This is a genomic window from Aeromonas sp. MR19, from assembly GCF_963899305.1.
In the GTDB taxonomy this organism is placed as follows: domain Bacteria; phylum Pseudomonadota; class Gammaproteobacteria; order Enterobacterales; family Aeromonadaceae; genus Aeromonas; species Aeromonas bestiarum.
In genome coordinates, this window is record NZ_CAWQWZ010000011.1 from 856,111 (window position 1) to 874,906 (window position 18,796).

An 18,796-nucleotide genomic window follows, 5' to 3' on the forward strand; every position below is an offset into this window, starting at 1 on the left:
AGCGGCGCCGTCCGGTTGCGGGTTGTCATTCGATGGCCCACTCCTTGAACTTGCGCTCCAGGGTCTTGCGCGCCACCCCCAGCACCCGGGAAGCGGCGGATTTGTTGCCATCATGGCTCGCCACCACCTGCAGGATATGGGCCTTCTCCACCTCGGCCAGCGGCCACGCCAGCGGATAGCCCTCCTCGCTCGCCCCCTGTTCTGCCGCCTTGCTGCTCTGCCAGTAGTCGGCGGGGGGCTTGCCCAGCAGCAGGCAGCGCTCGATCAGGTTGCGCAGCTCGCGCACGTTGCCGGGCCAGGGATAGGCCTGCATGGCCACCACGTCCTCGTGGGTCCAGCTAAGCGAGCCCATCCCCATCTCGGCGGTGAGCTGGCGGGTGAAGTGGTGCACCAGGGCCGGGATGTCGTCGACGCGATCGCGCAGGGGCGCCACCGGCAGCGCCACCACGTTGAGGCGGTAGAAGAGATCCTCCCGAAAGCGGCCCGCCTCCACCTCGGTTTTGAGGTTGCGGTTGGTGGCGGCGACGATGCGCACATCCACCGACAATTCACGTTCGGCGCCGACCGGCCGAATGGCTTTTTGCTCCAGCACCCGCAGCAAGGACGATTGCATGGCGAGCGGCATCTCGCCTATTTCGTCCAGAAAGAGGGTGCCCTGGTGGGCGACCCGGAACAGGCCGTCGCGCCCCTTGCGGGCGCCGGTGAAGGCCCCCTGCACGTGGCCGAACAGCTCGCTTTCGAGCAGCTCGGGGGCGATGGAGGCGCAGTTGAGCGGCACGAAGGCCCCCATGCGGCCGGAAAGCTGGTGCAGGGCGCGGGCCACCAGCTCCTTGCCGGTGCCGGACTCCCCCTCCACCAGCACGGCGGCGTTGGAGGGGGCCACTCTGGCGATGAGCGTCTTGAGCTCGCGGGTCTTGGCGCTGTCGCCTATCAGGGTGGGCGGGAACAGCTTGCTCACCTCCCGGCGCAGCAGCAGGTTCTCCCGCTCCATCTGGCGACGCTCTATCACCCTGTCCACCGCCTGCACCATCTGATCCAGGTTGAAGGGTTTGAGGATGAAGTCGCTGGCGCCGAGCCGCAGCGCCTTGAGGGCTGTCTCCATGTCGCCGAAGCCGGTCATGAAGATGATGTCACTGCGCCGGGTGGCGGGGTCTATGGCCTCGTGCCACTCGATGCCGGAGCGCCCCGGCAGCCGGATGTCGGCGATGATGAGATCGAAATGCAGACGGCAGCGCAGGGCTTCCGCCTCCTCCACGCTGGCGGCAGTCTCTATCTGGGCGAAGCGCCTGGCCAGCGCCTTGGCCAGAAAGCTGCGCATGCCGGGCTCGTCATCGACGATGAGCAGAGAGAGGGCGGACCAACGGCTGGCGGGTGCAGTCATGAAAAAAGTACCTCAGATTCGACAAGGTTCCGGGATTGTCCCACCGACCTTATAAACTGTGGGACATTTTGTCGCTAACCGGCCCCCAGTGCCAACCCCCTTTATTAAAAGCGATGGGGCCATCACGCAATTAACACCCTTAACCGACTGTTTTAGCATTAAAAACTGTGCTGCTGGCAGCATGCGGCCAGCTTGGCACCCGGCTTGCTTAGTCCTGCCCTCTCCCCATCACCCGGATACGATGAACATCATGATCACAGGAACCGTGCGCCAACGTCTCGCCCTTGCCCTCTCCACCGCCCTGCTGCTGAGCCTCCCCTTGCTGAGCACAGCCAGCCACGCCGAGAGCGCCAAGGCGCCCATTCGCCTCGCCACCACCACCAGCACGGAGCAGTCCGGCCTGCTGGGCTGGCTGCTGCCCCAGTTCACCAAGGAGACGGGTTATCCGGTGCAGGTGATGGCGGCCGGTACCGGCCAGAGCCTGAAGATGGGTGAGAACGGCGATGCGGATCTGGTGATGACCCACGCCCCCTCTGCCGAAAAAGCCTTTGTTGACGCGGGCTTTGGCATAGAGCCGGAGCACCTGATGTACAACGACTTCGTCATCGTCGGCCCGGCGAAAGATCCCGCCGGCCTTGGCAAGCTGCATGACGCGGCCAAGGGGCTGCAGGCCATCAAGGATAAGAAGCAGACCTTCATCTCCCGCGGCGACGAGTCCGGCACCCACATCAAGGAGAAGACCCTGTGGCAGGCGGCCGACGTCAAACCCGAGTTTGCCGGCTACAAATCCATCGGCCAGGGCATGGGCCCGACCCTGACCATGGCCTCCGAGCTTAGCGCCTATACCCTGACCGACCGCGGCACCTGGCTCGCCTATCAGAGCAAGCTGGATCTCGCCGTGCTGCTGGAAGGCGACAAGCGCTTGTTCAACCCCTATCAGGTGATCCTGGTCAACCCCAAGCGCTACCCAGATCTCAATACCGAAGGGGCCCGCACCCTGAAGAACTGGCTGGTCTCCCAGCATGGCCAGACGCTTATCGGTGACTTCAAGGTGGCAGGCCAGGCGCTGTTTGTGGCCGATGCCAGCGGGAAATAATGCAGCCCTTGTTCCATACGATCACATGGATGGCTCTCGCCCCGCACGACAGGGGAAGCGACTGATGCCGACCCTGGTCGAAACGACGCTGGCCGCCCTCGCCCTACCCATGAGGAGAGACGCCTGATGCCGGCCCTGCTGGATATGACTGCATTGACGGCATTCGCCCTGCCCCATGAGGCAAGCGTCTGATGCCGACTCTGCTGGATACAACGCTGGCGGCCCTTGCCTTGCTGTTCGGGGGCGACACAGATCTGTGGCAGGTGGTGGGGGTCTCCTTCTCCGTCTCCTGCCTGGCACTGGCGCTGGTGCTGGTGCCGGCTCTGCTGCTCGGCTTTGCGCTCGCCTATCTGCCGATCCCGGCACGCTGGCTCTGGCTCTCCTGCATCAACACCCTGCAGTCGGTGCCGACCGTGGTGATAGGCCTGCTGCTCTACATGCTGCTCTCCCGGGCCGGCCCCTTCGGCGACTGGAAGATGCTGTTCACCCAGCAGGCCATGGTGGTGGGGCAGATGCTGATCGCCTTCCCCGTCATCGCCACCATGGCCCACGCCGCCTTTATCCAGAGCGACAGGCGCGCCTGGGAGACGGCGCTCACCCTGGGGCTCTCCTGGCCGAGGGCGTTGCTCGGGCTGATGCGCGAGTGCCGCTTCGGCCTCTTGGCGGCGGTGATCGGCGCCTTCAGCCGCATCGTCACCGAGGTGGGCTGCTCCATGATGGTGGGGGGCAATATCCTGCACTTCACCCGCAACATCCCCACCGCCATCGCGCTGGAAACCCAGAAGGGCGCCTTTGCCCAGGGGGTGGCGCTCGGCATAGTGCTGCTGAGCCTGGCCCTGCTGCTCAACCTGCTGCTGACCGCGTGCCGCGGTCACAGTTATTTGAAAAACTGACCATGCCCCCACCTTTTATCAACTGGAGTACCCCATGGCCCTGACCGCCCACCAGCTGATGATGCGCTTTGGCGAGCGCAACCTGTTCCAGATAGAGCGGCTCTCTATCGCGGCGGGCGACGCCATCTGGCTGCGCGGGGCGAACGGGGTGGGCAAGACGACCCTGCTCAAGATACTGGCCGGGCTACTGACGCCGACCCGGGGCCATACCAATCTCGCCCGGGGCTGGCGCGCCAGACTCGAGCAGTGGATCAAACGGGATCCCGGCCCGGGCCGGGTCACCTATCTGCACCAGACCCCCTATCTGTTCGATCGCAGCGTGCACGACAACGTGGCCTGGGCCCTCGGCCATCAGGCCGCCGACGAGGTGCGGGTGTTCGAGGCGCTGCGCCGGGTCGAGCTGGAGGGGCTGGCGCGGGAGCACATCAGCATTTTGTCTGGCGGCGAGCGCCAGCGTCTGGCCATGGCCCGCGCCTGGGCGCTGCAACCCGCCTTTCTGCTGATGGATGAGCCCACCGCCAATCTGGATGCACATTCGGTTGCCCTGATGGCCGCCTTGGCGCAAGATCTGCGGGAACAGGGCAGCGGCCTGGTCATCATCAGCCACCAGAGCAACGATCTGACCGATCTGTGCGAGCGACAATGGACCCTAGCCCGTGGCCAGCTGCACGAACCCACCCCTTTGAAAATCATCGAGCGACATGACCTCAAACAGCGAACCCAGAACTGATGCCTTCCCCGTCTCTGCCGTGATCCTGGCCGGTGGCCGCGCCACCCGCATGGGGGGCGAAGACAAGGGCTGGGTCCAGCTTGCGGGCCGCCCGCTCATCGACCATGTGCTTGACCGGCTGCGTCCCCAGGTGGATGAGGTGCTGATCAACGCCAACCGCAGTCAGGACCGCTATCAGGCGCTGGCCACCGTCATCAGCGACGACAACCCGGACTATCTGGGCCCACTGGCGGGCATGCAGGCCGGCCTTGCCGCCGCCCGCCACGACTGGGTGCTGTTCGTCCCCTGCGATGGCCCCGCCCTGCCCCATGATCTGATGGCGCGCTTTCGCGCCGCCCTCACCCCGGTGACCGAACTGGTGGTGGCCCATGACGGCGACTGGCTGCAACCCGTGGTGGCCCTGCTGCACAAATCCCAGCTCCCCTCCCTGTCCGCCGCCCTGGCCGAGGGAGAGCGCAAAATCGATATCTGGTTTGCCCGCCACAGGATGGCGGTGGTGAGCTTTGCCGACCAGCCGGATGCCTTCATCAATCTCAACAGTCCGGCCGAGCTGGCCGCCTACGAGGCGCGCCTACTGAACTCGTCTACCGACCCCCAACAAGGAGCCACTGCATGACCCGGGCCCCCACCCTTCCCCTGCTCGGCTTTGCCGCCTGGAGCGGTACCGGCAAAACCACCCTGTTGGAGCAGCTCATCCCCATACTGGTGAGTCGTGGCCTGCGCCTTGGAGTGCTCAAACACGCCCACCACGACTTTGACATCGACCAGCCGGGCAAGGACAGCCATCGCCTGCGCAAGGCCGGTGCCAACCAGATGATGGTCGCCTCCCGCCGCCGCCATGCTCGCATCATGGAGACCGATCTGGCCGAAGCCGACTTTCATCAGCTGCTGGCAAGCTTCGATCAAACCAGCCTCGACCTGCTGCTGGTAGAGGGGTTCAAGCACGAGCACTTCCCCAAGATAGAGCTGCACCGCGCGGCGCTCGGCAAGCCGCTACTGTTCCCGGAAGATGGCGACATAATCGCCCTGGCAAGCGATCAGCCCCAGGAGACTGCCCTGCCCCGGCTCGATATCAATGATCTGGACGCCATCGCCGACTTCGTCTGCGCCTACCTGACGCAGAGCCGGCAGCAGGAGCAGGCGCCGGGGGCCGGTTTCCTGTCGGTGGAAGGGGCCCGCAGCGCCATTCTGGACGCCCTCACACCCACCACCCGCAGCACGGACACACCGCTCGCCCGCTGCCACGGCACCGTGCTGGCCGCCGATCTGGTAAGCCCCATCAATGTGCCCCCCCACGCCAACTCGGCGATGGACGGGATTGGCCTGCGCGGCGACGACCTCGTCGCCGGTCGCTGGCAGCTGGTGGGGGAAGTGCTGGCGGGCCAGCCGCGCAGCGAGCCGGTGCTGGCGGGCGAGGCGGTGCAGATCATGACGGGCGCGCCGCTGCCCCCTGGCGTCGATACTGTCGTGATGCGCGAAGAGACCCAAGTTGAGGGCGACTGGGTCACCCTCAGTGCCCCCATCAAGGCAGGGCAGAACGTGCGGCTGGCCGGAGAAGATCTCGCCAAGGGCGCGGTCGCCATCCCGGCCGGTACTCGCCTCGGCGCCCCCCAGCTGGGACTGGCGGCCTCCTTGGGTCAGGCCAGCCTGTCGGTACGCACCCCGCTCAAGGTGGCACTGTTCAGCACCGGCGATGAGGTGCAGGCACCGGGCGAGACGCTGGCCCCGGGCCATATCTTCGACAGCAACCGCTTCACCCTGATGGCGCTCATCGCCGCCGCCGGTTGCGAGGTGATGGACTTGGGCATCATCCCCGATGATCCCGCCATACTGCGCCAGCAATTGGAGCAGGCCGCGGCCAACGCCGATCTGGTGCTGAGCTCGGGCGGCGTCTCGGTGGGCAATGCCGACTTCATCAAGCAGGTGCTGGCGGAGCTGGGCCAGATAGCCTTCTGGCGCATCCAGATGCGGCCGGGCCGCCCGCTGGCGTTTGGCAAGCTGGGGACGACCCCCTTCTTCGGCCTGCCGGGCAATCCGGTGGCGGCCATGGTCTGCTTCCTGCAATTTGTCGAACCCGCCATCGCTCGCCTGCAGGGCCGGGTCTGGCAGCCGCTGCGCCTCTCGGCGCAGGCCGAGCAGAAAATGCAGAGCCGCCCTGGCCGCACCGAGTTTCTGCGCGGCGTCTTCCATCAGGATGCCAGCGGCGTGCTGCGGGTGCGCACTACCGGGCCGCAGGGCTCCGGCATTCTCAGCTCCATGGCCGAGGCCAACTGCCTGATTGAAATTGTCCCCGCCCAGCCGGCCATCGCGGTCGGCGAGCGGGTCTGGATCCACCCACTCCAGGGACGAGTGGCCTGATACATCGCAAACACCCCGCCGGGCGTGGCGGGGTGTTTGCGCCCATGACCCGAGGCTAGTCCCTTGCGCCTGAATACCCCGCTCTCCCGGCTCGATCTGCTGATATATGGCCGCTATCGCATCGTCCACGGCCTGCGCATCGCGCTCGCCTTCATGCTCACCTTTCTGCTGACCCGCGAACTCAAGCTGCCGGAAAGCACCTGGCCGCTGATCACGCTAGTGGTGGTGATGGGCCCCATCTCGTTCTGGGGCAATGTGCTGTCACGGGCCCTGCAACGGGTGGTCGGCACCATCTTCGGCGCCGGTTGCGGTGTGGTGGCACTCTATCTGGAGCTCTACTCCCTGCCGCTGACCCTGGTATGGTGCGGCTGCATCATGTTCCTGTGCGGCTATCTGGCGCTCGGCAAGCGCCCCTACGTGGGGCTGCTCATCGGCATCACCCTGGGCGTCACCATGGGGGCCATGCCGGGGGACATAGAGACGGCGCTGTGGCGCAGTGCCGACGTGATCCTGGGCTCCCTGCTGGCGCTGCTGTTTTGCAGCATCTACCCCCAGCGCGCCTACAGCCACTGGCGGTTGCAGATGCACGACACCCTGCTGCAGGCGCACCGGCTCTACCATACCCACCTCTCCCCCAATATTCTGGAACGACCCAGGCTGGCCCAGAGCCACTCTCGCCTGCTCTCCAAGATGGTGAGCCTGCGCCCCCTGCTGACCCCGGCGGTCAAGGAAACCCGCCTTGGCAGCGCCCTGTTCGAGGCCATCCAGACCACGATGCGCAACACCCTCTGCACCCTGGAGATGCTGGCCAACACCTACTGGAGTGATCGCCAAAGCCACTTTCTGATGCAGAGTACCCCCGAGCTGCGCGCCTGCCAGCAGGCGACCGAGGCCGTGATGATCCAGCTGGCGCTCATGCTCAAGAGCGGTGAATTAAAAGGGGCTGAGCAGGCCATCAGCGAGTTGCAGGAGGCCGCGACCCGGGTGCGACTCGATGCCAGGGGCGAGGCCGCCATCAGCGGCTATCTCTGGCTGAGCCTGCAGCTCACCGAGCAGCTCACCCACCTGCGCCGCCTGCTGGGGCTGGTGATGTACCCGCCCCGCAGCCAGAGCCACCCATAGCAAAACGCCCCGCAATGCGGGGCGTTCTTGTATCCTGGGCTGGCCACTCAGGCCATGTACGCAACCAGCGTTAACTGGCATCCGCCAACGGCTGCTCGGCCGTGAGGTAGATGGAGAAATCCTTGATCCCCGCCTCCAGCGCGGCAAAACAATCGGGGTCTATGGCGGATCCCAGTTGCTCGGCCATCATCTCCAGCGCCTGGGGCACGGGAATGGCACCACGATAGGGACGCTTGGCGGTGATGGCATCGAAGATGTCGGCCGTGGTGATGATGCGGGTCTCAAGGGCAATCGCCTCTGCCTTGAGTCCCTTGGGATAGCCTTTGCCGTCGAGCCGCTCATGATGGGCCCCCGCCACCTGGGCCAGCTCCTTGAAGGCACCGATCCGGCTCAGTATCTCCTCTGTATAGGCGGCATGCATCTGCACCGCCGCCCACTCATCGGCATTCAGCTTGTCCGGTTTGTCGAGGATTGCGTTGCTCACCCCAAGCTTGCCCACGTCGTGCAGCAGAGCACCCCGCTTGAGCCAGCGCCGCCTCGGCTCCGGGATCCCCATCTGGGTGGCGAGGATGTCGGTATAGAGCGCCACTCGGCCGCTGTGACCGGCGGTGTAGGGGCTCTTGGAGTCCACCACCTGACCGAAGGCGGCGGCAATCTCGTCCAGATAGTCCTCGTCGAGCGCCACTTCCCCCTGCCCGGCCGGATGGATAAATACCCACTCAGCCAGCTGGGGATCCGCCAGCCCTTGCCAGAAATGCTCATCGGCCATGGCTTCGAACTGCCTGACCAGCTCGGGGTCGAACCAGCTGCCACTGCGCCCGCGCAGCTCCTTGAGCACGGCCTGCGGGCCTACGGCGGCATGAAACACATCCACCACCTGACAGAGCAGGGCGATGCGGGAGAAAAGCGGGATCGCCTCGCCAGCCAGCTGCAACGGCCGCCCCTTGCCATTCCAGTGCTCGTCGAGAGAGAGGATGCCGCCGGCGACCTCATCGCTGAAGCGCAGCTGGCGAGCGATATCGGCGCCGCGATGGCAGCGGGTCTGGATCAGCTCGTTGGCAATCTGATCGCCGTTGCGAAAGATGTGAAACAGGCTGCGAAAGCGCCCCAGCAGATCGGCCTGCAGGCCGGTGTGGCCCAGCACGAAATTGACCACCTCGGAGAGGGAGCCATCCACCAGCTTGAAATCGCGTTTGAAGTGCAGATCGTCGGTGAGATAGAGCTCGCAGATGCGGGCCGCATTGCTGCTGCAACCGAGATCCTTGAGCAGCAGGGTGTAATAGAGGTCGTGGCGCTGCCCGGCATCCAGGCCAAGCCGCTCCCCCAGCCGGGAACCAATCCAGCAACAACGGATGCAGTGCCCCCTGGGTTGCCCCTCAGTCATGTCGAGGGCATGACTGAGGGAACCGATCAGTTCCGATAATCGCAGACCGCTGAAGGTCATAAGCTACTCCCTGGCCACAATGGCAATGTTGCATGCAGGGAATACTATACCCAATTCAGGCCAGAACGGATCTCGGACCTGCGGGATCAGGCCTGCACACGGCCAGCGACCGCAGCATCGTCCAGCTGGGCCTGAGTCAGGGTCGAGACCAGCCGGCCATCGAAGTAGATATCCAGCAGCTCGCCGCGCTTTTCACCGCGCATCAGGCTGCTGCGACCATCCAGGTAGTGCACCTCCATCTGGGCGGTACGCTCGTCCGGATAGCTCATCTCGACCTCGCGCACCCCTTGCGGCAACATGGCCAAAGGCACCTTGTTGAGAGCCGGGTCCAGATGCTGGTTGACCTTGATCAGGGCATCGAGCTTCTGATCCACCAGCGCAGGTGACTTGCCGGTGATGGGGTTCTTGCCCGACCAGAATTCGATGGTATTGAACACGAACAAGTCCGCCGTCGCCGCCAGACCATAGACGGGGGAGAGCAGCAGGAAGACCCCGGCCCGACCGTAACGGTTGTCCACCACGCTGAGATTGCCCTTGGTCACCATGGAGGAGAGCCCCATCTGCCCCATGCAACCGCTCAACCCCATGCTCGCAAGCATGCCCGCCAACAGGGCCAAGGCCCTGCTTTTTGCTCTTGTTGCCATTACGTTTTCTTGCTCCAGAATCGTGAGGCGGCAAGCCTAAACAGGCCGCCCCCGGCGGGCAATTGACAAGCAGGGGGTGATACAGCAGGGGTTCAGATTGGTGAGCTGACCGCTCGGATTGTGCACAGCCGCCAGGATGGCAGCCGTGCTCGGGGAGGAAAAATGACTCAGGCGCCGATGGCCAGACCCGAAACAGTCTGGGTCACGTTGGTCGCCCCCTGCTCTATCTGTACCATCACGCTGCTCACCTCGACGATCTGCTCCTTGCCACGCAGGGCACTCACGGCGACTTCGTTGATGTTGTTGGTGATCTGCGCCGTCAGTTCACGGTTTTTCTGTACCACGCTGTCAATCTCGCTGGTAGAGAGGGAGGTTCGGGCGGCCAGTTGCCGCACCTCATCCGCCACCACGGCAAAGCCACGGCCCTGATCCCCGGCCCGCGCCGCCTCTATGGCCGCATTGAGCGCCAGCAGGTTGGTCTGCTCGGCGATGCTGCTGATGGTGGAGACGATGGCCTCGATACTCTTGGATTGCTCGTTGAGCAGCCCGATCAGATCGGACATCCTGCCTACCTGCTCCGAGATGGCCGTGGAGATGCTGACCGAGGAGTTGAGCAGGGTCGCCCCGGTTGCCGCCGCCCTGGTCGTCTCCTGCGATATGCTGTGGGCAATGCGGGCCGCCTCGCTCACCGCCTGCGCACGCTGGATCCGCTCGGTCACATCGCTGGCAAACTTGATCACCTTGATCACCTTGCCGGCCTCGTTCTTGATGGGGTTGTAGCTCGCCTCCAGCCAGATCTCGTTGCCATGGCTGGTGCGACGCAGGAACAACCCGGACTTGACCTGTCCCTTGGCCAGATCCTCCCAGAAGTGCGGCTGCTCCCGATAGAAGCTCTCATCGCAGAAGATCCTGTGATGCTGGCCCTTGAGCTGCGACAAGGAGTAACCCATGCAGGAGAGAAAGTTCTGGTTGGCGCTGACAATCTCCCCCTTGGGGGTGAACTCTATGATGGCCTGGGAGCGATCGAGGGCGGTCGAGGTGGCCTCCTGGCTCAGCAGCTGCTCATGGCTGTGTGTGATGTCGGAGGCAATCTTGATCACCCGCACCACACGCCCCCCCTGCTTGACCGGGAAGTAGGTGGCATCCAGCCACAGGGTGTGGCCCTGCTTGTTCAGCCGCCGGAACACGCCACTGTGGCTGCGCCCCTGACGCAACTGCTCCCAGAACTGCTGGTAAGCGCTCGACTGGGCATACAGGCCGTCACAAAATATCCGGTGCGGCTGGCCCACGACCTCCTGCTCGCTGTAACCCACCACGCCCAGAAACAGCGGATTGGCATCCAGGATCAGCCCCTCTGGGCTGAAGGTGATCACCGCCACCCCGCCCTTGACCGCATCGATAAAGGTCTGTGCCTGCGTCAATTGCTCCTGACAAGCCAGCAGTTCGGCTTTGAGTTTAAGATTGAACATCTTGTCTATACCTCGTCATCAGGGAAAGCTCCCCCGCCTGAATTGATCTTAGTCAAGGTTTCTAGCTTCTCGGCGCTCAGATAGCAACGGGGAAGGGGTGGCCGGCCACTCCAAATAGGCCGGGTTGGCCACAAAACCGACTCGTTCATACAGAGGGCGCCCCTCATCGCTGGCATGCAGCCACACCTTGCCCAGTCGTTCGGCGCTGGCATGGGCCACCATGGCATCGAGCAGGGCGCTGGCCATGCCCTGCTTGCGGTAGGCCGGCAGTGTATACATGTTGAGCAGATAGGCCTCCCGTCCCGACAGGTTGCCGGGATAGGGCGGCCGCACAAACAGGGCCAGCGTGCCGCTCGCCACCACCTCACCCCCGACCTCGGCCACCCAGGAGCCCGCGCTGCCATCGGCCTGCGCCGTGCTGAAATAGGTGCGAGTCGCCTGCCAGAGATCCAGATCGGCCAGCGGATCGCTCAGCTCGCCCACCTCGCAAAACAGCCCCATGCGCAGACTCACCAATGCGGGAATATCAGCCTGCGTTGCCTGACGAATGATCATCTGCACCTCCTGGTGTCATCACGGCTCCAAACATGACAAGGCGCGCCTTGTGGAGGGAGCAGTGTGTGCAGATATGTCCCCCTTGGCAAGGCGACCGGACTCCCGTACCCGGGGATGCCGACTCCCACGTGCCAGCCACATCCAGCCCGCGGCGGGCGATCAAAAAAGCCCCGCCAGAGGACGGGGCCAAGCAGCCTGACAGCCAGGGCAAACCGGGCGAGACATGACCTGGTCACCCACCAGGCCGGTTGCTGCAATCTCTTGATAACAATAAAAAAGACAGCCGAAGCTGTCTTTTTTGTCTGAAGCCGAGCTTAGTAGAAGATCCGCTCACCACGTTCGCTCATCTTGAGCCACACCGGCTTGGTGCTGGTCTTGCTCCAGATGCGGTGCAGATAGCTGTAGAAACGGGCGCGATCACTGCGAAACAGCATCACGGGGAAGGCCAGAATACCCACCAGCAGCACATAGATGCGACGAAGAATTATCTGAGTCAGGGAATAGGGATGAAACATGATAGCACTCCTTACTGGTAAGACCACCGAGCAAAGATTACTCCACAATTTGTAGGATTACTACACCAACAACCTCGTTTTTTCGCAAAAAAGTTCGTCAAAAGCCACAAAATGAAATTAGGTTACATCCATTAACTTACAAGCAACAAAATCTGGCAAAGCGGCGCCGTTTGACCAGATTTAATGAGTTGGCAGTCAACATGGAGTCTGTGCGATGAAACCCGCAGAAGTGGCGATCATAGGAGTGTTGGGTCTGTTGCTCTGGTCGGAGTGGCAGGATTGGCGGCTCAATCAAAACGACAGCATAGAGCTGGCCTACAAGGGGGCTCCGACCATCAGCCTGTGGCAATGCGGCCAGTTGAAACAGAAGATGATGGATCTGACCGAGCATTCGGCCGAGGTGCAGTTTCAATTCCGGGGACAGGATCTGGTGGAGGTCAATCGCTATCTGGAACGGGAGTGGCAACAACAGGGCTGCGAACCCTTGCTGACGCAGCAGGGATATTGAGAAAACCGGAATAGCGGGAAACAGAAACACACACATGAATGTGTGGGGTATTGGTGCAGGGATGAGGCTGAACAGAAAGATGATGGAGGCACGTTCCGGAGTCGAACCGGACTAAACGGATTTGCAATCCGCTGCATAACCGCTTTGCTAACGCGCCATGCTGACAAGGCTGATTGCCTTGAAAGTGATACCCATAGTTGGTGCTATGAGAAATTGGAGCGGGAAACGAGACTCGAACTCGCGACCCCGACCTTGGCAAGGTCGTGCTCTACCAACTGAGCTATTCCCGCCTGACTGCCGTGTGCCAGTTACCTGACAACGAGGCGCATTATACGTACCCCAAGCGCGGGCACAATCCTTTTTTCGCACTTTTAGCCCTTGCCCGTGCTGTTTGCTCAGGGTTTAGACGGCTTGGCCAAAAAAACCACATCAGGCTGTGACCCCACGGGCGAATTTAAGATAAAGTCATTGAAATGATTAGTCTTTAGTCAGAGACTTGTGGCGCTTAGTAACTGGATTCTCAATTGAAAATCACACGATGAAATGGATCTTCAAGCCTCGTGGGCTCAGGCCGCAGCTAATGCTGGCTTTTTTCATGCTGGCCATGGTGCCCTTCCTGGTCGTCACCCTGTTCTTCCTCTACAGCCACGGCAAAGATCTCACCACCCAGACCTCCAATCATCTGGTGTCGGTGCGCAACATCAAGAAGAGCCAGCTGGAGGATTACTTCGGCAACCTCAAAGAACAGATCATCAACTTCTCCCAGCAGGATTTTGCCGGCAACAGTATCGGCCGCTTCTATGGCTTCACCGGTGCCTTCGAAAAACTCGGCGTCACGCCACAGGAGGCCCGCGCTCGCGCCCAGGCCCGCTATGTGCCCGGCTCCTGGGATCAGTTGCAAAAACCCGACGACAAGGCCGACATAGAGCCCTCCATCAGCGCGCTGATCCTGGCGGACGAGATGTATGGCCGGGTGCACCAGCGTTTTCATCGCGGCTATGCCGACATGGTGCGCAAATCCAACTACAGCGACATCTTCCTCATCGATCTCAACGGCGACGTTGTCTACTCGGTCACCAAGCGTCCCAACTTCGCCACCAACCTGCTCTCGGGCCCCTATCAGGCGAGCGGCCTTGGCAGCACCTTCGCCAAGATCAAACGGCGCCTCGACGGCGGCCAGAAGCCGCAGCAGATCTTCGAATTCACCGACTTTGGCCGCAACGAGCTGACCGGCCAGGTGGTCGCCTACATGGCCGCCCCCGTGATGCAGTACGACTATGTGCGCGGCGTGGTGATCTTCGAGCTGCTGCCGGACAAGCTCAACCAGATCATGGCGGAGCGGGAAGGCCTCGGCGAGACCGGCGAGACCATCCTCATAGGCCCGGACAAGCGGATGCGCGCCAACGCCTGGCTGGCGCCGGAATTCAGCGTGGAGAACAGTTTCAGCCCCAATTTCAGGCCCCTGCAGACCCCGCTGGTGGTCAAGACCCTCTCAGGTGAGCAGGGAGTCGGGCTGTTTCGCTCCTATCACGATGACGAGGTGCTGGCCGCCTACACCCAGGTGAAGGTGTTCGACACCGAGTGGGCCTTCATCGCCGAGATCTCCACCAGCGAGGCCTACCGCCCCATCCGTCAGCTGGAGACGCTAGTGATCCTTCTGGGGGCCGGCTCCCTGCTGCTGCTGATCCTGTTCTCGCGCTGGCTCTCCCACTCCATCACGGCCCCGCTGCGCTCCCTCACCGCCGCCGCCGAGCAGGTGGCGGACGGCGCCCTGGATCACCCCATCACAATCCCCCGCACCGACGACGACATAGACAGGCTGGCCCAGGCGTTTCGCCACATGCAGCGCTCGGTGAAGGACAAGATAGAGCTCATCGAACGCCAGACCCAGGAGCTGCAACAGCAGGTCAAGCTGACCCACAAGCAGAACCTCAGCCTGCAGCAGGCGGACAAGCTCAAGGATGAGCTGTTGGCCAACACCTCCCACGAGCTGCGCACCCCCATCCACGGCATCAAGGGGATGGCCGAATCCATGCTCGCCAGCCAGCAGGATCTCACCGAGGGACAGCAGAAGCAGCTCGGCCTCATCATCAAGAGTGCCGACGGCCTGGCCCGGCTGGTGGACGATCTGCTCGACTACCACCAGATGCGCTACGGCCAGCTGGAGATACATCCCCAGCCCGTCGCCTCCAAGGGAGTCATACGGCTGGTGCTGGATCTCTGCCAGCACCTGGTGCAGGCCAAGCCCCTCACCCTGGTGGACATAAGCCCGGCGGAGCTGCCGCCGGTGCTGGCCGACGAACAGCGGCTCGAACAGGTGCTCTACAACCTGGTGGGCAACGCCATCAAGTACACGCCGCAGGGCAAGGTGGTGCTGAGCGCCCTGGTGGAGGGCAACTTCCTGCGCATCCGGGTGACCGACACCGGCATCGGCATCGCCAGAGATCATCTGGAGCACATTTTCGAGCCGCTGGTGCAGATGAGCCCGGAAGTGAGCAAGCAGGGGGCTGGCCTCGGCCTCTCCATCACCCGCCAGCTGGTGCACCTGATGGGGGGTGAGCTGTTCGTGGAGAGCGAGCCGAGCGTCGGATCCACCTTTGCCTTCACCCTGCCGCTCGCCAGCGGCAAGGCGGGCAGCCTGACGCTGGACAGCCGCCAGATAGAGCACCAGCTGGTGCGCCAGCAGCCGCTCATCCTGCCGGACTGGGAGAGCGATGACCTCCCCCCTCCCCCCGAGGATGCGCCACTCATATTGGTAGTGGATGACGAGCCCATCAACCTGCACATACTGCGCCACCTGCTGCAGCCCTGCGGCTACCGCATACTGCCCAGCAGCGACGGCCACGATGCGCTGGCCAAGCTGGCCCAGGAGCCGGTGGACCTCATATTGCTGGACGTCATGATGCCGACCCTGTCGGGATTTGACGTCTGCCGCCGCCTGCGCCAGCAGCATCCCAAGGACCAGCTGCCGGTGCTGCTGCTCACCGCCCTCAACCAGCCCAAGGACATAGAAGAGGGCTTCAACGCCGGCGCCAACGACTATCTGGTGAAACCCTTCTGCAAGGAGGAGCTGTTTGCCCGGGTCAGGGCACTGCTGGAAGCCCGGGCTGGCCGCGCCTCCCTGGTGGAGAACCGGTTGCTGAAACAGGAGATAGAGCACCGCCTCACCCTGCAGGAGCGGCTGCATCAGGATCAGGAGCGGCTGCTGGCCCTGCTCGGCGAAGGGGCCGATCCCATGGTCTTCATCGACGAGCAGGGCACAGTGCTGTTTGCCTCCCGGGTGCTGGCCCGCTTGCTGGGCCAGGAGCCGGAAGCCATGGAGGGTCAGCCGCTGGACGAGTGGCTGGCCAGCCCGCTGGCCTCCCAGTGGCCCGATATGAAGGCCCGCCAGGAGCAGCGTCTGGAGTTCCTGGTGGCCGGGCTGAAGGACGAGCTCAATGCCCGTGCCCTGCCCATCAGTCTGGGGGGACAGGCCGCCTTCGCCCTCACCCTCAGCACCGAACCGCGCCAGGACGAGAACCGGGTGATGGCGCTGGAGAACGCCCTCAAGAGCCTGTCGCGCCAGGCCATCATAGAGGACGGTCAGCTGCTGGGTGAGCTGAGCCGGTTGGGGGGAGAGTTCCGATCGCTCGCCGACGATCTCATTCGCCAGCAGGATGACGAGCCGCTGCGCCGGGCCCTGGTGGATACCATGCGCCTCACCCTGGATGCCTGGCAGCAGAGCACGGGCAAGGGCAAGATAGTGCTGGCGGAGAAGAGCAAGCTGTGGCGGGTCTACATGGACAGATCCAGCCCCCAGACCCGCACCCTCGACAAGTACCTGAGCCTGGACACCCTGCCCAAGGCACCGCGCTGGAAGACAGTGGTGGCCACCGCCGAGTACGTGCTCACCCACGGCCCGCTGAGCGATCCCCAGCGCCAGCAGTTGCACCACAGCGCCCAGACCCTGCGTCAACTCGCCAACCGCAAACCCTGACATACCCGCCCCGATCTGCGCCCTGGCTCACACTTGCCGGGGCGGTTTTTTTTTGTGCAGAATTAAGCGGGCAAAAGGCGTCAAAACGAGAGCCGATCCAATTCACACAATTGTCATGACGAGCGTATGCATGGGGACTTATTACGCCAAAGCAAATAACATAACTTAATGATTTAAAATGAGTTAAAAGTCATTTTGACGAAATTGACGTAGGGGCCGTGATTTTTACGATATCGACGAACGGAACAGTTGTTGTTTTCCTGTTAACTCTGCTTTGCTAGGGACGTTGGATGACACAACTACAAGGGTGAAAAACCTGACCAACATTGAGGGCCGACCTCCACAGCATGCGATGTCGGTGCTCAAATCCGAACAAGGAATATAAATAAGAAAGGACATAATATGCTTGCCAAAGTATCCAAAATCTCTACTGCTGTACTGCTGGGAACCATGATGCTGGCCGGAGCTGCCGGCACTGCCATGGCTGCCGACAACAAGACGGTGCTGACTCTGGTCGCCCAACAGGAGACCGCCTGGGTCAAGAACTTCAACCCCTTCCTGCAAGCGGGCCTGCTGCACACCACACGTCACTTCATCTATGAACCTCTGGTGATCTTCAACGATATGCAAGGGGGCAAACCCGTCTATCGTCTGGCCACCAACTACGCCTTCAGCGATGACCTGAAATCCGTCACCTTCGATCTGCGTGACGGGGTCAAGTGGTCTGACGGTCAGCCCTTCACCGCCGACGATATCCTCTTCTCCTTCAATCTGGTCAAGGCCAACAAGGCGCTGGACGAGCGCTCTATCTGGACCCAGATCAAGAGCGTCGAGAAGCTGGCCCCCAACAAGGTCAAGTTCGAGCTGACCGACGTCAACACCAACGTGGTGAATGACCTGGTACTGGTGCCCATAGTCCCCGAGCACCAGTGGAAATCCGTGAAGGATCCGGTTGCCTTCACCAACGACAAGCCGGTCGGTACCGGTCCCTTCACCGAGGTGGACAACTTCTCCGCCCAGCTCTACACCCAGTGCCGCAACCCGCACTACTGGGACAACGCCAACCTCTCCATCGACTGCCTGCGCATGCCGCAGATGGCCACCAACGATCAGGTGCTGGCCGCCGTGATGAAGGGTGACGTGGACTGGTTCGGCTCCTTCGTGCCGGACATAGAGCGCCTCTACGTCGGCAACGATCCGAAGAACAACAAGTACTGGTTCCCGGCCTCAGGTACAGTGGCATTCAACGTCAACTTCCAGACCAAGAATCCCGGCAACCACGAAGCCTTCAACGACATCAACTTCCGCCGCGCCTTCTCCATGGCGATGGACCGTCAGTCCATGGTGGACATCGCCGGCTACGGCTACCCGACCGTCAACGAATACCCGTCAGGTCTGGGCAAGGCGTTCGCCTCCTGGGACAACCCGGAAGTCGAGAAGAAATATGGCAAGTTCAACAAGTTCGACCTGGAAGGGGCCAAGGCCCTGCTGAAACAGGCCGGCTACAAGGACTGTGACGGCGACAAGTTCCTCGACACCCCGACCTGCCAGAAGATCACCTTCAAGGTGCTGGTGCCGAACGGCTGGACCGACTGGGTCAATACCGCCCAGATCGGGGTCGAAGGCTTGCAGGCCCTGGGTCTGAACGCCAAGACCGCCACCCCGGAAGCCACCGTCTGGACCGAAAACCTGATCACAGGTGACTTCGACGTCGCCCTGCAGGGGTACTTCGCCGGTGCCAACCCGCACAAGTACTTCGAAACCGCCTTCCACTCCCGCAACATGGGTGAGCGTGGCAACCGCTTTGCGGCTCCCCGCTACAAGGATCCGGCACTGGACAAGCTGATCGATGACTTCACCCAGACCGCCGATGCCGCCAAGCAGAAGGCCATCATGTTCGAGATCCAGGACAGGGTCGGTGCCAACCAGACCATAATCCCTGTGTTCAACAACCCGACCTGGTACGAATACAGCACCAAGCGTTTCCACGGCTGGTTCAGTGCCGACAACCCGGTCGCCAAGCCGCAGGTTCACCCGGATACACCGGAGCGTCTGCTGCACGTGTTGTCACTCAAGCCAAACAGCTAACCACCCCGGCCCCCTGC

General features: G+C 62.6%; 15 protein-coding genes and 2 tRNA genes. 9 read left to right on the forward strand and 8 right to left on the reverse strand.

Going from position 1 to position 18,796, the window contains the following annotated elements; translation table 11 throughout:
- Positions 1 to 25: 25 nt before the first annotated feature.
- Positions 26 to 1,381 (reverse strand): sigma-54-dependent transcriptional regulator, encoded by a 1,356-nt coding sequence (locus AACQ95_RS09585; protein ID WP_241278445.1) that lies wholly within the window; start codon positions 1,379 to 1,381, stop codon positions 26 to 28.
- A gap of 250 nt (positions 1,382 to 1,631) precedes the next feature.
- Here AACQ95_RS09585 and AACQ95_RS09590 point away from each other — a divergent pair, with 250 nt between their 5' ends.
- The 6 genes from AACQ95_RS09590 to AACQ95_RS09615 all read left to right on the forward strand — a co-directional run bounded on the left by AACQ95_RS09590 (position 1,632) and on the right by AACQ95_RS09615 (position 7,580).
- The gene (locus AACQ95_RS09590; RefSeq protein ID WP_241278446.1) at positions 1,632 to 2,477 is read left to right on the forward strand and encodes a substrate-binding domain-containing protein; all 846 of its coding nucleotides are present in this window, start codon (positions 1,632 to 1,634) and stop codon (positions 2,475 to 2,477) included.
- A 191-nt stretch (positions 2,478 to 2,668) separates the two neighbouring features.
- Positions 2,669 to 3,370 carry an ABC transporter permease gene (locus AACQ95_RS09595; RefSeq protein WP_043137869.1) on the forward strand — a complete coding sequence of 234 codons (702 nt, stop codon included), beginning with the start codon at positions 2,669 to 2,671 and terminating at the stop codon, positions 3,368 to 3,370.
- 34 nt (positions 3,371 to 3,404) lie between these two features.
- On the forward strand, positions 3,405 to 4,100 hold the full coding sequence (locus AACQ95_RS09600; RefSeq protein WP_241278447.1) for an energy-coupling factor ABC transporter ATP-binding protein: 696 nt from the start codon (positions 3,405 to 3,407) through the stop codon (positions 4,098 to 4,100).
- The gene (gene mobA / locus AACQ95_RS09605) at positions 4,072 to 4,716 is read left to right on the forward strand and encodes a molybdenum cofactor guanylyltransferase MobA (RefSeq protein ID WP_241278448.1); all 645 of its coding nucleotides are present in this window, start codon (positions 4,072 to 4,074) and stop codon (positions 4,714 to 4,716) included. The genes AACQ95_RS09600 and mobA overlap by 29 nt, the downstream gene beginning before the upstream one ends.
- The gene (locus AACQ95_RS09610; protein ID WP_241278449.1) at positions 4,713 to 6,458 is read left to right on the forward strand and encodes a bifunctional molybdopterin-guanine dinucleotide biosynthesis adaptor protein MobB/molybdopterin molybdotransferase MoeA; all 1,746 of its coding nucleotides are present in this window, start codon (positions 4,713 to 4,715) and stop codon (positions 6,456 to 6,458) included. The genes mobA and AACQ95_RS09610 overlap by 4 nt, the downstream gene beginning before the upstream one ends.
- A 63-nt stretch (positions 6,459 to 6,521) precedes the next feature.
- Complete coding sequence (locus AACQ95_RS09615; RefSeq protein ID WP_241278450.1) at positions 6,522 to 7,580, forward strand: FUSC family protein; 1,059 nt, start codon at positions 6,522 to 6,524, stop codon at positions 7,578 to 7,580.
- Positions 7,581 to 7,650: 70 nt separating this feature from the next.
- Here the strand turns inward: AACQ95_RS09615 and AACQ95_RS09620 are convergent, their stop codons facing one another.
- The 5 genes from AACQ95_RS09620 to AACQ95_RS09640 all read right to left on the reverse strand — a co-directional run bounded on the left by AACQ95_RS09620 (position 7,651) and on the right by AACQ95_RS09640 (position 12,207).
- Positions 7,651 to 9,024 (reverse strand): HD-GYP domain-containing protein, encoded by a 1,374-nt coding sequence (locus AACQ95_RS09620; RefSeq protein ID WP_241278451.1) that lies wholly within the window; start codon positions 9,022 to 9,024, stop codon positions 7,651 to 7,653.
- 86 nt (positions 9,025 to 9,110) lie between these two features.
- Positions 9,111 to 9,668, reverse strand: a complete 558-nt coding sequence (locus AACQ95_RS09625; protein WP_241278452.1) for a DUF3332 domain-containing protein — start codon at positions 9,666 to 9,668, stop codon at positions 9,111 to 9,113.
- Between the two features lie 167 nt (positions 9,669 to 9,835).
- On the reverse strand, positions 9,836 to 11,137 hold the full coding sequence (locus AACQ95_RS09630) for a methyl-accepting chemotaxis protein (protein WP_274453696.1): 1,302 nt from the start codon (positions 11,135 to 11,137) through the stop codon (positions 9,836 to 9,838).
- A 48-nt stretch (positions 11,138 to 11,185) separates the two neighbouring features.
- Positions 11,186 to 11,692 (reverse strand): GNAT family N-acetyltransferase, encoded by a 507-nt coding sequence (locus tag AACQ95_RS09635; protein ID WP_241278453.1) that lies wholly within the window; start codon positions 11,690 to 11,692, stop codon positions 11,186 to 11,188.
- A gap of 314 nt (positions 11,693 to 12,006) precedes the next feature.
- Positions 12,007 to 12,207, reverse strand: coding sequence for a YbfA family protein (locus AACQ95_RS09640; RefSeq protein WP_043136007.1), 201 nt, complete (start codon positions 12,205 to 12,207; stop codon positions 12,007 to 12,009).
- A 214-nt stretch (positions 12,208 to 12,421) separates the two neighbouring features.
- Between AACQ95_RS09640 and AACQ95_RS09645 the strand changes: the two genes are divergently transcribed.
- Complete coding sequence (locus AACQ95_RS09645; RefSeq protein ID WP_043136003.1) at positions 12,422 to 12,715, forward strand: hypothetical protein; 294 nt, start codon at positions 12,422 to 12,424, stop codon at positions 12,713 to 12,715.
- 83 nt (positions 12,716 to 12,798) lie between these two features.
- Here the strand turns inward: AACQ95_RS09645 and AACQ95_RS09650 are convergent.
- Positions 12,799 to 12,872: transfer RNA gene (locus tag AACQ95_RS09650), tRNA-Cys, on the reverse strand.
- Positions 12,873 to 12,929: 57 nt separating this feature from the next.
- Positions 12,930 to 13,005: transfer RNA gene (locus AACQ95_RS09655), tRNA-Gly, on the reverse strand.
- Between the two features lie 248 nt (positions 13,006 to 13,253).
- On the opposite strand from AACQ95_RS09655, the gene AACQ95_RS09660 reads away from it, so the two are divergent.
- Both AACQ95_RS09660 and AACQ95_RS09665 read left to right on the forward strand, forming a co-directional pair.
- Positions 13,254 to 16,691, forward strand: coding sequence for a response regulator (locus tag AACQ95_RS09660; protein WP_241278454.1), 3,438 nt, complete (start codon positions 13,254 to 13,256; stop codon positions 16,689 to 16,691).
- Positions 16,692 to 17,093: 402 nt separating this feature from the next.
- Complete coding sequence (locus tag AACQ95_RS09665) at positions 17,094 to 18,779, forward strand: ABC transporter substrate-binding protein (protein WP_043135998.1); 1,686 nt, start codon at positions 17,094 to 17,096, stop codon at positions 18,777 to 18,779.
- Positions 18,780 to 18,796: the final 17 nt, after the last annotated feature.